16 protein-coding genes are annotated in these 13,597 nt (G+C 43.0%); 2 read left to right on the forward strand and 14 right to left on the reverse strand.

What is annotated here, in order from left to right:
* Positions 1 to 48 precede the first annotated feature (48 nt).
* From ybgE to CVP04_RS03695, 4 genes are read right to left on the reverse strand one after another with little or no spacing between them, the layout of a single operon-like run.
* Positions 49 to 336, reverse strand: a complete 288-nt coding sequence (ybgE, locus tag CVP04_RS03680; RefSeq protein ID WP_100296170.1) for a cyd operon protein YbgE — start codon at positions 334 to 336, stop codon at positions 49 to 51.
* Between the two features lie 4 nt (positions 337 to 340).
* Positions 341 to 439, reverse strand: a complete 99-nt coding sequence (locus CVP04_RS03685; RefSeq protein ID WP_100296171.1) for a cytochrome bd oxidase small subunit, CydX/CbdX family — start codon at positions 437 to 439, stop codon at positions 341 to 343.
* Positions 440 to 450: 11 nt separating this feature from the next.
* On the reverse strand, positions 451 to 1,587 hold the full coding sequence (gene cydB, locus CVP04_RS03690; RefSeq protein ID WP_100296172.1) for a cytochrome d ubiquinol oxidase subunit II: 1,137 nt from the start codon (positions 1,585 to 1,587) through the stop codon (positions 451 to 453).
* A 14-nt stretch (positions 1,588 to 1,601) separates the two neighbouring features.
* Positions 1,602 to 3,167, reverse strand: coding sequence for a cytochrome ubiquinol oxidase subunit I (locus tag CVP04_RS03695; protein WP_100296173.1), 1,566 nt, complete (start codon positions 3,165 to 3,167; stop codon positions 1,602 to 1,604).
* Positions 3,168 to 3,630: 463 nt separating this feature from the next.
* Here CVP04_RS03695 and CVP04_RS03700 point away from each other — a divergent pair, with 463 nt between their 5' ends.
* Positions 3,631 to 3,933 (forward strand): DUF5339 domain-containing protein, encoded by a 303-nt coding sequence (locus CVP04_RS03700; protein ID WP_100296174.1) that lies wholly within the window; start codon positions 3,631 to 3,633, stop codon positions 3,931 to 3,933.
* Positions 3,934 to 4,152: 219 nt separating this feature from the next.
* Here the strand turns inward: CVP04_RS03700 and hpt are convergent, their stop codons facing one another.
* Entirely contained in the window at positions 4,153 to 4,692 is a 540-nt protein-coding gene (gene hpt / locus CVP04_RS03705; RefSeq protein ID WP_100296175.1) for a hypoxanthine phosphoribosyltransferase, read from the reverse strand.
* Positions 4,693 to 4,951: 259 nt separating this feature from the next.
* Positions 4,952 to 6,307, reverse strand: coding sequence for a metalloprotease PmbA (gene pmbA, locus CVP04_RS03710; protein ID WP_100296176.1), 1,356 nt, complete (start codon positions 6,305 to 6,307; stop codon positions 4,952 to 4,954).
* A 149-nt stretch (positions 6,308 to 6,456) separates the two neighbouring features.
* Between pmbA and yjgA the strand changes: the two genes are divergently transcribed.
* The gene (gene yjgA / locus CVP04_RS03715; RefSeq protein WP_100296177.1) at positions 6,457 to 6,990 is read left to right on the forward strand and encodes a ribosome biogenesis factor YjgA; all 534 of its coding nucleotides are present in this window, start codon (positions 6,457 to 6,459) and stop codon (positions 6,988 to 6,990) included.
* Positions 6,991 to 7,040: 50 nt separating this feature from the next.
* Here yjgA and CVP04_RS03720 read toward each other — a convergent pair whose 3' ends face one another.
* The 8 genes from CVP04_RS03720 to CVP04_RS03750 form a co-directional block, all read right to left on the reverse strand.
* Positions 7,041 to 7,331 carry a type II toxin-antitoxin system RelE/ParE family toxin gene (locus tag CVP04_RS03720; RefSeq protein ID WP_165772767.1) on the reverse strand — a complete coding sequence of 97 codons (291 nt, stop codon included), beginning with the start codon at positions 7,329 to 7,331 and terminating at the stop codon, positions 7,041 to 7,043.
* Positions 7,324 to 7,488, reverse strand: coding sequence for a hypothetical protein (locus CVP04_RS12225; RefSeq protein ID WP_165772768.1), 165 nt, complete (start codon positions 7,486 to 7,488; stop codon positions 7,324 to 7,326). The genes CVP04_RS03720 and CVP04_RS12225 overlap by 8 nt, the downstream gene beginning before the upstream one ends.
* 187 nt (positions 7,489 to 7,675) lie before the next feature.
* The gene (gene hflC / locus CVP04_RS03725) at positions 7,676 to 8,563 is read right to left on the reverse strand and encodes a protease modulator HflC (protein WP_100296179.1); all 888 of its coding nucleotides are present in this window, start codon (positions 8,561 to 8,563) and stop codon (positions 7,676 to 7,678) included.
* The gene (gene hflK / locus CVP04_RS03730; RefSeq protein ID WP_100296180.1) at positions 8,563 to 9,795 is read right to left on the reverse strand and encodes an FtsH protease activity modulator HflK; all 1,233 of its coding nucleotides are present in this window, start codon (positions 9,793 to 9,795) and stop codon (positions 8,563 to 8,565) included. Before hflK ends, hflC begins: the two co-directional genes overlap by 1 nt.
* A gap of 79 nt (positions 9,796 to 9,874) precedes the next feature.
* Positions 9,875 to 10,597, reverse strand: a complete 723-nt coding sequence (locus CVP04_RS03735; protein WP_100296181.1) for a 4'-phosphopantetheinyl transferase family protein — start codon at positions 10,595 to 10,597, stop codon at positions 9,875 to 9,877.
* Positions 10,598 to 10,640: 43 nt separating this feature from the next.
* Positions 10,641 to 10,910, reverse strand: coding sequence for a DUF5339 family protein (locus CVP04_RS03740; protein WP_100296182.1), 270 nt, complete (start codon positions 10,908 to 10,910; stop codon positions 10,641 to 10,643).
* A 71-nt stretch (positions 10,911 to 10,981) separates the two neighbouring features.
* Positions 10,982 to 12,862 (reverse strand): molecular chaperone HtpG, encoded by a 1,881-nt coding sequence (gene htpG, locus CVP04_RS03745; protein WP_165772769.1) that lies wholly within the window; start codon positions 12,860 to 12,862, stop codon positions 10,982 to 10,984.
* A 130-nt stretch (positions 12,863 to 12,992) separates the two neighbouring features.
* Positions 12,993 to 13,589 carry an opacity family porin gene (locus CVP04_RS03750; RefSeq protein WP_100296183.1) on the reverse strand — a complete coding sequence of 199 codons (597 nt, stop codon included), beginning with the start codon at positions 13,587 to 13,589 and terminating at the stop codon, positions 12,993 to 12,995.
* Positions 13,590 to 13,597 lie beyond the last annotated feature (8 nt).

Consider the following 13,597-nt stretch of genomic DNA (forward strand, 5'->3'; position numbering starts at 1 on the left):
CGTTGGAAAGTCAGGAATTGTTCTTGTGAGAAAAACAATTCCTGTTTTTTAACTGATTAAGTTGTGTGCTAATGCAATAATCGCAACAAGGTAACCGACTATTGGGGAAAAGACGGTTTTCCATAAGATTTTGCGAATTTCCAAGCCGATACCGTGGATCCATAAAATTACGGTCGCCCAAAGAATCAATAAGATCCAATAGACCGGTGCGGTTCTAAGCTGTAAAGAAAATTCGTTAATATTAAAGAAAAAGAATAAGGTTAAGATTATTGCAAAAATAAGTGAAAGGGCTCGCCACGAGCCCTTATTGACTAATTGATACAGTGAATCAATCATTAACTTACTCGTCAAATTTACCTGTTTTTTCAATACCGATCGTAATCACGGCACTCACCATCACGGCGAACAAAACACCCACTACCCATAGTACATAAAACATAGTTGATCTCCTTAGTATAATGAGTTTTTGTTTTCTTCAATGAAGTCGCTATCCAATCGACCGAACATTTTCGCGTATGACCAAATGGTGTAAGCCAAGAGGATGACTACGAATACCAATGCTAAACCGAGCATTAAGGTTAATGTCCATTCGCTGGATGTGGAATCCCACATTAACAAGCTCATATCAGGGTGTGTGATTGAAGGCATAACGAATGGGAACATCGCGATACCGCAAGTTAAAATCACACCAGCCATTGTTAATGATGAGAACAAGAAGGCAAAACCGCAACGATTCGCTTTAGACGCAAGAATGTTGAGTAATGCACCGCCCACCGCTAACGCAGGGAAAATGAACAATACAGGTGCGGCTTTGTAGTTATCGAACCACGCACCTACTTGGATCGCCACTTCTTTACCGATCGGAGAAGAAGGTGCATTGTGATCCACCACGCTAGTTAATACGAAACCGTCTTTGAAGTATAGCCATACACCTGCCAATACGAAGGTGATCAAGGTTGCAAATGCACCGACTTGAGTAATCACACGAGCGCGCTCACGCAATTCCGCCGTGGTTTTCATTTGTAACCAAGCCGCACCTTGGGTGGTCAACATAGATAAGCTGATCAAACCGCAAAGTAATGCGAACGGATTCAATAATTCAAAGAATGAACCGGTATATTTCACTTGCATTAAGTCGTTGAATTCAAACGGCACGCCTTGTAATAAGTTACCGAATGCCACACCGAACACTAATGAAGGTACGAAACCGCCGATGAATAAACCCCAGTCCCAAGCAGTACGCCAAGCCGGATTGTCGATTTTGGCGCGATATTCCAAGCCCACCGGACGGAAGAATAAGGCGGCTAAAACCAAGATCATTGCGATATAGAAACCGGAGAACGAAGTTGCATAAACCAACGGCCACGCAGCAAACATTGCACCGCCCGCAGTTAACAACCACACTTGGTTTCCGTCCCAGTGAGGCGCGATCGAGTTGATCATAATGCGTTTTTCCACTTCTTTTTTACCGGCAAACGGTAACAAAGTTAACACGCCCATATCAAATCCATCAGTTACTGCAAACCCGATAAGCAATACACCGACTAAGATCCACCAAACAAAACGTAGAAATTCATAATCAATCATAGTTAGGCTCCTGCTTATTTAGATGATTGTTCGAAATAGTAGCGACCGGTTTTTAATGAACTCGGACCCAAACGACCGTATTTGAACATTAAGTACATTTCCGCTACAAGGAAAACAGTATATAACGCACAAATTAAGCCGATAGATAACCAAAGATCACCGACGCCTAAATCGGATGCAGCCACGCCCACCGGCAATACATCGTAGATCGCCCAAGGTTGACGTCCGTATTCCGCCAAGAACCAACCGCTTTCGATTGCGATCCAAGGTAGAGGAATACCCCATAATAACGCTTTAAGCAATAACGGGCTGCGTCCCACGGTTTTACGCACGTTTTGTACGAATGCCGCAGTGATAAGAAGAAGCACCAATCCGCCGACAAGCATCATCACACGGAAAGACCAGAAAGTCGGACCGACGTTAGGAATGGTATCCGCCGCCGCTTGTTTGATTTGATCTTCCGTCGCATCAACCACTTTGTCCGTATAACGTTTTAACAATAAACCGAAACCGAGATCCGTTTTAATCGCATTAAATTGCGCTTTTGTCATTTCGTTCACTTGACCGAATTCTTTTTTCTCGGCTTTTAATTGTTGTAATAATGCATAAGCGACAATACCGTTGCGCACGCGACCTTCATTGATTTGTTGTAAATCGTTGACGCCCGGGAAGGTTTTATCCAATGAACGTGTCACGATAATACCTGCAGCATAAGGGATTTGGAACGCAAAATCATTACGTTTTTCCGCTTCATTGGTCACGACGATAGCATTCCAACTTGCCGGAGCCGGTTGAGTATGCCACTCACCTTCCATCGCAGCTAATTTAACCGGTTGAGTTTGACCGATTTCATAACCGGATTCGTCACCCATAATTAATACGGAAACGATCGCAATCATACCGAATACGGAAGCGACGGAGAAAGAACGTTTTGCAAAACCGATATCGCGACCTTTTAAGATATAGTACGCACTAATACCGAGAACAAAACACGCACCGCTGACATAGCCTGCGGAGAGAGTGTGTAAGAATTTACTTTGTGCGACCGGATTTAACCAAAGCTCCATAAAGCTGGTCATTTCCATACGCATTGTTTCAAAGTTAAATTCGGAACCTGCAGGATATTGCATCCAACCGTTTGCAACCAAAATCCACATTGCGGATAAGTTTGAACCGAAAGCCACACAATAAGTGGTTAATAAATGTTTGCCTTTCGATAAACGATCCCATCCGAAGAAGAACAACCCAACGAAAGTTGACTCAAGGAAGAATGCTAATAATGCTTCGATAGCAAGCGGCGCACCGAAAATATCGCCTACATAATGAGAATAATATGACCAGTTAGTACCGAACTGGAATTCCATAGTAATACCGGTAGTTACCCCTAAAGCGAAGTTAATACCAAACAATTTACCCCAGAATTTTGTCATATCCTTATACACTTCTTTGCCGGTTGCCACATAAAGGGTTTCCATCACTACCAAAAGGAAGGACAGACCCAATGTCAACGGCACAAACAAAAAGTGATACAACGCAGTTAATGCAAACTGCAATCTAGAGAGTTCAACAACGTCTAACATCTCGACTCCTTGTAAATGCTACAAGTCTTTCACAAATGATTACTAAGTAACCACCCCATACACTTAAAGATAACCTCTTTAAGCTAACTATATTGAATTACCTTCACAATTATCACTACAACATAAAATTCACACAAAATTTACAGCTTGCAGTGGACCATTATATAGGTAACCCAAGATCGGTATGTATTCTACTACTAATCATAAGGATTAAAAATAGTAAAAATGTAATACCGATCACATTTTTAGATTTAAATCAAAAATAACAATAAATAAACATATATTGATTCATTGACTTGTGTCAAATTATAAATTTTATTAACATTTTTACAACATTTATTATGCACGAGATCGCAATACGGAATAAAAAATCAACGAATAACTAGACATTTTCTCCGTATTCTGATAATTTCCTCTGCGTTTGTTGATTATTTTAATTTTAATAAAGGGAAAAGAGGTTTTAATGAGAATAAATACAAAATTACTGCTGACGGCCGTATTTGCCGTAAGCGCATTAAGCGCCTTACCTACCACAGCCAAAGAAGCACAAACCGCAATGCCGCAGCAATGCGAAAAACTATTTAAGCAAACGGAAAATCTCATTGCCGAAGCGGAAAAACAACCGGGCACGCACACCCAGTTAAACAAAATCAAAAGTAAACTGAAACAAAGTAAACAGCAAATTCTTGAAATGGAATTGGCTACACAGATTAAAAGTTGCGACGTGGGCTTAGCCAGATTAAGCTCCAAACAACAAGAAAATTAAAACGTAAAAAGGCTTGTATAAACACAAGCCTTTTAGTTTATTGACAAAGTATACTTAAGTAGGATGGGCTTTAGCCCATCATATTGAAATAATTATATTTTTTGATGGGCTGAAGCCCATCCTACACATAAAATACGATTTAAATCAGGTTTGTCATCAGTCTGAAAGGCTGTAGTAATACAAGCCTTTTTCCTTTCTCATTCGCGCCGTCCTGACGGATTATTCTTCCAAAATAACTTTACCGATATAGCCTAAATTACGGTGTCTTTGCGCATAATCAATACCGTATCCCACTACAAATTCGTCCGGAATAGTAAAACCGACCCAATCCACCGGCACTTCCACCTCACGGCGGGAAGGCTTATCCAATAAAGTACAAATTGCCAACGACGCCGGATCGCGCAATTTCAAAATTTCACGCACTTTTTGCAACGTATAACCCGTATCAATAATATCCTCGACGATTAACACGTGTTCGTCTTTAATATCACCATCAAGATCTTTGCTGATTTTGACATCGTGGTTGGTCGTCATACCGCTGCCGTAACTTGCCGTCGTCATAAATTCAATTTCAACGGGCAAACGAATCTCGCGCACCAAATCCGCCATAAACATAAACGAACCGCGTAGCAACCCGACGACGATTAATTTTTCAATTTGTTTATGTTGATAAAACTGAGTGATTTCCTGCCCTAATTCTTGAATACGGGAACGTGTATCTTGTTCGGAAATCAAAATTTCAACGTGATGTTTTTTCATTTAACTAAACCTTTTAGGTGATTGAGATTTTACTTATTGTAACAAAAAAAAGGCTGAAGTTTAAACCTCAGCCTTTTAAATACCCTAACGAATTTACTTTCTACTCTACTTGTTCGGAGTACCAAAAATGTTTCGATATACATAGCCTACTGCAGGCAGGCGTTGTGAAATCAATTCATTTCCACTGCAATACTGCACAAACGCGCTCATTTTAGCAAAATACGAATTATTGTCAATAAGAATTATTCTCATTTAAAAACTAATTACCGGAAATCTTCATTTTCTCCAATAAAATCGAACCGGTTTGAATATTAGAGCGGGTTTCCACATCATCGGCAACGGCAACAATATTACCCAACATTGTTTTAAGCTGACCGGCAATGGTAATTTCCGCTACTGGATATTGAATTTCACCGTTTTCCACCCAAAATCCCGCCGCGCCGCGCGAATAATCGCCGGTGACTAAATTCACGCCTTGGCCCAAGAGATCCGTCACCAACAATCCCGTTCCCATTTCACGCAAAAGTGCGGTCAATCCGCCGGAAAAATTCGCTTTTACCAACCAATTATGAATCCCGCCGGCGTGACCGGTGCTCTGCATTCCCAATTTTTTTCCGCTATAAGAAGTCAACAAATAGGTTTGTAACACACCTTGTTCAATAATATCGCGCGAAACCGTTCGCACGCCTTCGCTATCAAAAGGCGAAGACGCCAACTGCCCGATCAAATGCGGTCGTTCACTGATATGAAACCAATCCGGCAATACTTGTTTACCCAAATGATCCAATAAAAAACTGGATTTTCGATATAAACTGCCGCCGCTCACCGCCGCCGCCAAATGCCCGATTAATCCCGTCGCCACATCGTTAAGAAAAATCACCGGCACTTCTTGCGTCGCAATTTTTTGCGGTTGCAAACGCGCCAAGGTTTTTTGCGCACTGTTTTCGCCGACCCATTTCGGCGCGGAAAGCTTGTCAAAACGACGCGAAATCGTATATTCATAATCGCGTTCCAACTGTTCATCCGCCCCGCCGATGACCGAACAAGATAACGAATATCGACTGGATAAATAACTCTGCAACATCCCGTAAGTGTTTCCATACACCCGCACACCGGTATGGGAATTAAACGCCGCCCCTTCGCTATTCACGATGCGTTTATCATAATCCAAGGCATAGCGTTCCGTTTCCAATGCCAAATCCACCGCCTGATCCACATCGATTTCCGCCGCGTGATACAAATCCAAATCTGGCGCCTCAAACGCCATTAATTCCCGCTCCGCCAATCCCGCACATTCATCGGGCGAACTATATTGCGCAATCGCCAACGCCGCTTCCACCGCACTTTTCACCGCCTCGCGACTTAAATCCGACGTGGACGCATTACCTTTACGCCGATTGGAATAAACCGAAATACCTAACGCGCCGTCATTATTAAATTCAATGTTTTCCACTTCTTGCAAACGCGTCGAAACCGATAAACCGCTCACTTTCGTCACCGCCACTTCCGCTTCCGCACCGGCTTTCTGCGCGATCTCCACCGCATAAGCCACCGCTTCACGCAGTTCTTGTTCTTGTTGTTTTAAAAGTGCGGTCGGATTTTGTTGATTTTTCATTGTCGTCCTTTTGGTCAAATATAAATTCTTTGATATTTTAGCCTATTTTCAAATCGCCCGCTAATACCAATGGTGTCACGTTTCGGCAAACATTGAATTTTATGATAAACTAGTCGGTAATTTGATTCGGATAGCAACAGGATAAAACAATGGCAAAACGTAAAAAAGAAGTGTTTGATTGGGAAACAGAAGAACAAGAAGAAATTATTTGGGTCAGTAAAAGCGAAATCAAACGCGATGCCGAAGCCTTAAAACGTCTCGGCGAAAAATTAGTGAATTTAACCAAAACCAATTTGGATAAAATTCCATTGGACGAAACGCTACTGGATGCCATCGCGCTCGCCCAACGGGTACAAAAAGAAGCAAGACGCCGCCAGTTGCAATATATCGGCAAATTATTGCGCAATACGGATGTCGAACCGATTCAAGAAGCCTTGGATAAAATCGAAAACAAACATAATCAACAGCAGGCAATGCTGCATAAATTGGAATTGCTGCGTGACGAATTAATTACAAAAGGCGACGACGCTCTTGCAGATTTATTGACTGACTACCCGCAAATCGAACGCCAACATCTGCGCAATTTAATCCGCGCCGCGCAAAAAGAAAAAGAACAAAACAAACCGCCGAAAGCTTATCGGGAAATTTACCAATATTTAAAAGAAACGATATTGGAAGAATAACAAAAAGTGCGGTCGAAAATTTTTTATTTTCCGACCGCACTTTTTTACAATTAAGGATAATTTCTACGACTATGTATCACAGTTAAAATCCTAACTTGCAGCTCCGTTTCTTTATAAACAATGCGATAGCTACGACAAAATAACTCTCTTGTTCCTTCAACGATACCATTTCTACCTGATTTGGGAATAAATCCTAACATCAAGATTTTATGTTTCAACTCATTTGCAAGCGTTTCGCCACTAGAATAGTGTGAGGTGTAATCTACTACATTGCGGATAATTTCTTGAATATCCCTTTTGGCTTTTTGCGTTAACACAACTTGCTTGGGTGCATTAGGCATAAACTGCATCCTGACTATCCGAGAGCGTTTTATAGATAATTTCTTCACACTCGGCAAAACAGTCTTCTACGGAAACGAAGTTGCCGTTTTGTTCATCTTCTAATCCTAATCGCACCTGTTGTTTTAGATATTCATCATAATTTTTCTCTTTAATCATAATTATTCCTTATAGCGATGTTCCATTTGAACAAATTCTAGCACCTGAATATTTCAACAGCAATCATTATTACCTTTCTTTGTTAAACCTATCTACGCCTCTATTCCAGAACGGATAAAAGAAACAAAAAGTGCGGTCGAAAATTTTTTATTTTCCGACCGCACTTTTTTTGTGAGGATACGTTCGATTATTTCTTCGGCACTTGCATAAAGCGGAAGAATTCGCTGTCCGGTTTTAGGATCATCATATTATCCGAGCCTGCGAAGCTGTTTTCGTAAGCTTTTAAACTACGCACGAAACTGTAAAATTCCGGTTCGTTGCTGAAAGCCTCGGTATATAATTTTGCCGCCGTCGCATCGCCGCTACCGCGTAATTCTTGCGCTGTTTTATTGGCGGTGGCTAAAATCACCGTCACTTTACGATCCACATCGGCTTGAATAAACGCCGCTTTTTCTTTACCTTGCGAACGATGTTCCCGCGCCACTGCATCACGTTCGGCGCGCATACGTTGATAAATGGAAGAAGACACTTCGTCCGGCAAGTTAATTTGTTTTACGCGCACGTCGATCACTTCGATACCCAATTCCGCCGTACTGTCTTGTCCGGTATTTAAGGCTTTTTTCGCGCCCGCCATTAATTCGCCGCGCGTACCGGAAACAATGTCTTTAATCGTTCTGGAACCGATTTCGGAACGTAAACGGTCATTGACTTTACGACGCAACAAATTCGCCGCTTGGGTATAATCGCCGCCGCCGGTCGCGGTAAAGAAACGACCGAAATCGCTCACGCGCCATTTAACATAGGAATCGACTAACAAGTCTTTTTTCTCTACGGTGACGAAACGATCCGCTTGACCGTCTAAGGTGCGAATACGCGCATCCAAGACTTTGATGTTATCAATAAACGGAATTTTAAAATGCAATCCCGGGTTATACACCACCACTTTGTTATCCGCGTCGCGATGAACCTTGCCGAAACGCAACATAATGCCGCGCGTGCCTTCGTCAACAATCACAACGCTCGAATAAATCACCGCGATTAATACGATAATGACAGGGGTTAAAAATCTACGCATTAATTAAATCTCCCTTGGCGGTTTTCAACATTTTGCGGAGCTACCGTCGGTGACGACGAAGTTGTCGGTTCGCTCGATCCTGCTTTAAAATTCACCGCACTTTGCGCGCTATCGCTTTTCGGTTGTTGAGGATTAGTCGCATTCTTCGTTGCCAAAATTTGTTCTAACGGCAACACGGTCAAATTATTACCGCCGTTTGCATCCAACATCACCTTCGGCGTATTCGCCATCACTTTTTCCATCGATTGAATATATAAACGCTCGCGTAATAATTGCGGTGAGGCTTTAAATTCCGGCAATAAACGTTGCAAACGTTCCACTTCACCTTGCGCACTTAATACGATTTGATCTTTATAAGCAGTCGCTTCTTCAATAATGCGTTGCGCATTACCACGCGCGATCGGCTCTTGCTCGCGAGCATAAGCTTCCGCTTCACGAATATAACGTTGTTCGTCTTCTTGCGCTTTAATCGCATCGTCAAACGCCGCTTTCACTTCTTCCGGCGGACGCGCGGATTGGAAGTTCACATCCAACACTTCCAAGCCCATATCATAAGAATGAATAATATCGTTCAAGGCTTTCCACGTATTTTCACGCACGATCGAACGTCCGGTGGTTAAAATATCATCCATCGACATATGCCCGATAACATAACGCAGCGCACTATCCGTCGCTTGGTTCAAACTGTCGTCGGCGTTAGTCACGCTAAATAAATACTTCGCCGGATCTTGCACGCGATATTGCACGGTCATTTCGACTTTGACCATATTTTCATCTTGCGTCAACATCGAACCTTGGGTTTTTAACTCTTTCACTTGCTCGACATTCACCGGAATCACGGAATCGATAAAGGTCGGTTTCCAGTTCAAACCGGGCTGCACGATAGAATTCAATTCACCGAAACGCAACACCACGCCGCGTTCCGCCTCTTTCACCGTATAAAGCCCGCTAATCCCCCAAAACAACACACCTGCGGTAACGGCGATCGGCAACAATCTGCCCGCATTAAAACTCGGTGCGTTACCACGCTGTTTACCACCGTTTCCGCCACCTAATTTTTTCAGTAAATTACTGAAAACTTCTTCAATATCCGGCGGTGATTGTTCTTTATTTTGAGAATTATCGTTCCAATTCGGCTTTTGTTCGCCGCCATTCGGTTGATTATTCTCCGGCTTTTGCCCGCTGCTCCCCGGCTTACCCCAAGGATCTTGATCTGAACCGTTCAAGGACATTCATTTTCTCCGTTTGTCAAAAAATTGTTACAAGTCTAAACAAAATATTCGCGCAAGTCTAATCTATTTAAGGCTAATTTTACGATTTTAAAGGGTTGACTTGATATTTTATCGCCTGCGCCAAAGATTGCGCGCTCAACACTCCCGCTCGCCAAGCAAAATATTGTGTCGAATCAAGGGATTGATTAGCAAACAAAGCAAAATAAAACGGTAATTCCGCGCTAAAAATCAACTCGCCGCGCGGGCAATGTTGTGAATAAAGCGTTAAATTTTGCGGATAATGTTGCACTTCGGATAACTTCGCGATGCCCGCACCTTGCGATTTTAATAACGCCTCGCGCCCGCACCAAATGCGATAAAAATTTTCCTCGGAAGGCAAATCGGCAAACCAGTTTAATTCTTGCGGTGCGGCGAAATGTTGTAAAAGTGCGGTGAAATTTCGCGATTTTTCGGCAAATTCGATGTCAATTCCCACCGCACTTTTTTGTCCTTGCGGCAAAACTTGCAACACCACCGCCACCCAATCGCCGGAATGACTGATATTAAAATCAATATGTTGCACGGGAAAATACGGTCGCCCCGAATCCGTTTGTTCAATCCGAGCCAACAAAGCCGGATCGACGCCGGCTTTTTGCGATAATTGCCACAATAAAAAATGTGCCGCCCGCCGACAGCGATAACGCCGCTGTAACCGAATATGCTCTTTCGGTGCCGCCAATATTTTTTCCGACCATAACGCCTGCGGAATTTGCGCTAACGGGTACTCATCCTTACTGTTTCCCCACGCCACGAAAATGCTCATTTTGTTACCTAAATAATAAGCCGGAACAATGCCGGCTTACTGATTATTTTTTTGACTGTTGTTTTAACAAGGCTAGCCTCGTTTGACAAATTTTATCTTGCTGTTGAACCGATAATGCACGGAGTTTCGTTTTGCTGCCGTCGAAACCCTGTTTTACGCTGTTTCGCGTTTCCGCCGGCAAGCCGGATTTCGCCAAATTCGTATCAATGCAAGTAAAATAAGCTTGGCAACTTGCGGATAGCTTTTCTGTCGTAGGGTTAAGCATTGTACAGGCGGACAGTAACAATGGCGCTATTAACAGAAGTTTTTTCATAATCGATCCTTTATTTACGTCGAACATTTCGGTGCGGCGAAGTTGCCGCACCTCTATTCTAACGAAATTTATCAAGATAACAACTGATTTACACGTTTAATAAACGCCGTCGGATTTTCCAACGAACCGCGTTCGGCAAGCATTGCTTGTTCCAGCAACAATTCGATCCAGTTCGCAAAGGCGTCTTCGTCCGCAGTGTTGGCGGCTTTTTGCACCAACGGGTGTTCCGGATTGAGTTCGAACGTGTATTTCACTTCCGGCACAGGTTGACCGGCGGCGGCAAATAGTTTCGCCATTTGCGTGGTCATTTGATCGTTATCGGTGGAAACCACTGCCGGCGTATCCGTTAAGCGATGAGTTAAACGCACCGCTTTCACGCGTTCGCCCAGTAAGGTTTTAACCCGTTCGATAAAGGAACCGAAGGCTTTATCTTGCTCTTTTTGTTCTTCCGCTTCTTTATCCGCCAAATCACCCAAATCCAAATCCGCTTTAGTAATAGTTTGTAGCGGTTTGCCGTCGAATTCGGTTAAATAACTGAGCATCCATTCGTCGATACGATCGGAAAGCAATAACACTTCAATATCTTTTTTGTTGAACAATTCCAAGTGCGGTGAGTTTTTCGCCGCAATATAGCTGTCCGCCGTGATGTAATAAATGGCTTTTTGCCCTTCTTTCATTCGCGCCACATAATCTTCCAACGAAACGGTTTGTTCCGCACCGTCGTTTTTCGTCGAAGCGAAACGCAACAATTTCGCGATAGTTTCTTTATTGGCGAAATCTTCCGCCGGCCCTTCTTTCAACACCAAGCCGAATTCTTTCCAGAATTGCAGATATTTTTCCGCATCGTCTTTCGCCAATTTTTCCAACATTTGCAAAGAACGTTTGGTTAAGGCTTTGCGTAACGCGGCGGTGACTTTATTGTCTTGCAAAATTTCGCGCGAAACGTTTAACGGCAAATCGTTGCTGTCGATAAGACCGCGCATAAAACGCAAATAATTCGGCATAAATTGTTCCGCGTCGTCCATAATAAATACGCGCTGCACATAAAGTTTTAAGCCGTGTTTATGTTCGCGGTTAAACAAATCCCAAGGCGCTTTCGACGGCACATAAAGCAGACTGGTGTATTCTTGATTACCTTCCACACGATTATGCGCCCACAATAACGGATCGGCGAAATCGTGGCTTAAATGTTTATAGAATTCTTTGTATTCGTCATCGCTGATTTCACCTTTCGAACGCGTCCAAAGGGCTTGGGCTTTGTTGATTTTTTCCCATTTAATGCCGGTTTCTTTGCCTTCTTCGTCGTATTCTTTGGTCAAAATTTCCACCGGCAAGCCGATATGATCGGAATATTTACCGATAATTTCGCGCAAACGCCACTCGTTAGCGAATTCTTTTTCTTCCGCACGCAAATGCAAGGTGATTTCGGTGCCGCGGGATTTTTTCTCAATATCCGCCACGGAATATTCGCCTTCGCCGGCGGATTCCCACAACACGCCTTTTTCTGCACTTTCGCCCGCCGCACGGGTTTTTACCGTGACTTTATCGGCAACAATAAAGGCGGAATAAAAACCCACGCCGAATTGCCCGATAAGTTGGCTGTCTTTGGCTTGTTCTTGCCCAAGTGCGGTCAAAAATTCTTTTGTTCCGGATTTTGCGATCGTGCCCAAATGGTCAACCGCTTGTTCGCGCGTCATCCCGATACCGTTATCGCTGATAGTAATGGTGCCTTTTTCCGCATCAAAGCTAATGCGTACTTTGAGTTCGCCGTCGCCCTCGTACAATTCCGGTGCGGAAAGGGCTTTAAAACGCAGTTTATCTGCCGCGTCGGAGGCGTTGGAAATTAATTCGCGTAAGAAAATTTCTTTGTTAGAATAAAGCGAATGAATCATTAATTGCAGAAGTTGTTTCACTTCCGATTGAAAACCACGAGTTTCTTGATTTTGTGCCATAAACTTATCCTTGATTATCATTAAAATAAATGCGGATTAAATATAGGTCTGAAAACAAAAATTTCAAGCGGGAAACAACGGGCACAAAAAATGCGGCCGATTTTGACCGCACTTTACGCAAAAATTAAGGCTAGAATTCGTAACGAAGACCGACTTTCGCGCCGTATTGATTAAATTTCACGTCCTCAATTTTGCCTAAACGGTTATATTCTAAGGCGCCGTTTAATGACCAATTCGGTGCAAATTCATATGTTGCACCGGCAAATACGCCGTAGCCGAATTTGGTGGAACTCTCGCTATTAGAGGTTGAAGTCTTAACGGAGGAAGTTGTTTCTGTTGAATTTTCCGTCCATTTTAGGTTGTTTAGTCCTAAACGCGCACCGACATAAGGTTTAATCGGCGTATCCAAGCTAATATCATAAATTGCCGATAACCCGAAAGAATGGGTTTTCAATTCACCCGAACCGCTGATAGAATCACCCAACTCGTCCACATCCGTATAAGATTTTTTTACATTTCCGTAATGGGTGTAATCCAAGGCTAAACGCCAATCGACAAATTTATACCCGACGGCTAGGCTCGGTGAGAATGCACTCTTATTAAAATTAAGCTCCCCGCCCGAACTTTTGATTTTTGAATAACCTAAATCGCCCTGAACATAAACATTCGCATTTGCAGCGGATACCAACGCAAAAGCACCGAGGGCTACGACAAAAATTTTTTTCATTTTGTTTT

The organism is Caviibacterium pharyngocola, assembly GCF_002795405.1.
GTDB lineage: Bacteria > Pseudomonadota > Gammaproteobacteria > Enterobacterales > Pasteurellaceae > Caviibacterium > Caviibacterium pharyngocola.

Excerpts from the sequence above, each read along its gene's own strand:
- CVP04_RS03695 (WP_100296173.1), bottom strand. The coding sequence starts at position 3,167 with ATGTTAGACGTTGTTGAACTCTCTAGATTGCAGTTTGCATTAACTGCG.
- CVP04_RS03740 (WP_100296182.1), bottom strand. The coding sequence starts at position 10,910 with ATGAAAAAACTTCTGTTAATAGCGCCATTGTTACTGTCCGCCTGTACA.
- hflC (WP_100296179.1), bottom strand. The coding sequence starts at position 8,563 with ATGCGTAGATTTTTAACCCCTGTCATTATCGTATTAATCGCGGTGATT.
- CVP04_RS03720 (WP_165772767.1), bottom strand. The coding sequence starts at position 7,331 with ATGCCTAATGCACCCAAGCAAGTTGTGTTAACGCAAAAAGCCAAAAGG.
- CVP04_RS03685 (WP_100296171.1), bottom strand. The coding sequence starts at position 439 with ATGTTTTATGTACTATGGGTAGTGGGTGTTTTGTTCGCCGTGATGGTG.
- CVP04_RS03750 (WP_100296183.1), bottom strand. The coding sequence starts at position 13,589 with ATGAAAAAAATTTTTGTCGTAGCCCTCGGTGCTTTTGCGTTGGTATCC.
- yjgA (WP_100296177.1), top strand. The coding sequence starts at position 6,457 with ATGGCAAAACGTAAAAAAGAAGTGTTTGATTGGGAAACAGAAGAACAA.
- cydB (WP_100296172.1), bottom strand. The coding sequence starts at position 1,587 with ATGATTGATTATGAATTTCTACGTTTTGTTTGGTGGATCTTAGTCGGT.
- CVP04_RS03700 (WP_100296174.1), top strand. The coding sequence starts at position 3,631 with ATGAGAATAAATACAAAATTACTGCTGACGGCCGTATTTGCCGTAAGC.
- hflK (WP_100296180.1), bottom strand. The coding sequence starts at position 9,795 with ATGTCCTTGAACGGTTCAGATCAAGATCCTTGGGGTAAGCCGGGGAGC.
- hpt (WP_100296175.1), bottom strand. The coding sequence starts at position 4,692 with ATGAAAAAACATCACGTTGAAATTTTGATTTCCGAACAAGATACACGT.
- CVP04_RS12225 (WP_165772768.1), bottom strand. The coding sequence starts at position 7,488 with ATGATTAAAGAGAAAAATTATGATGAATATCTAAAACAACAGGTGCGA.
- ybgE (WP_100296170.1), bottom strand. The coding sequence starts at position 336 with ATGATTGATTCACTGTATCAATTAGTCAATAAGGGCTCGTGGCGAGCC.
- pmbA (WP_100296176.1), bottom strand. The coding sequence starts at position 6,307 with ATGAAAAATCAACAAAATCCGACCGCACTTTTAAAACAACAAGAACAA.
- htpG (WP_165772769.1), bottom strand. The coding sequence starts at position 12,862 with ATGGCACAAAATCAAGAAACTCGTGGTTTTCAATCGGAAGTGAAACAA.
- CVP04_RS03735 (WP_100296181.1), bottom strand. The coding sequence starts at position 10,597 with ATGAGCATTTTCGTGGCGTGGGGAAACAGTAAGGATGAGTACCCGTTA.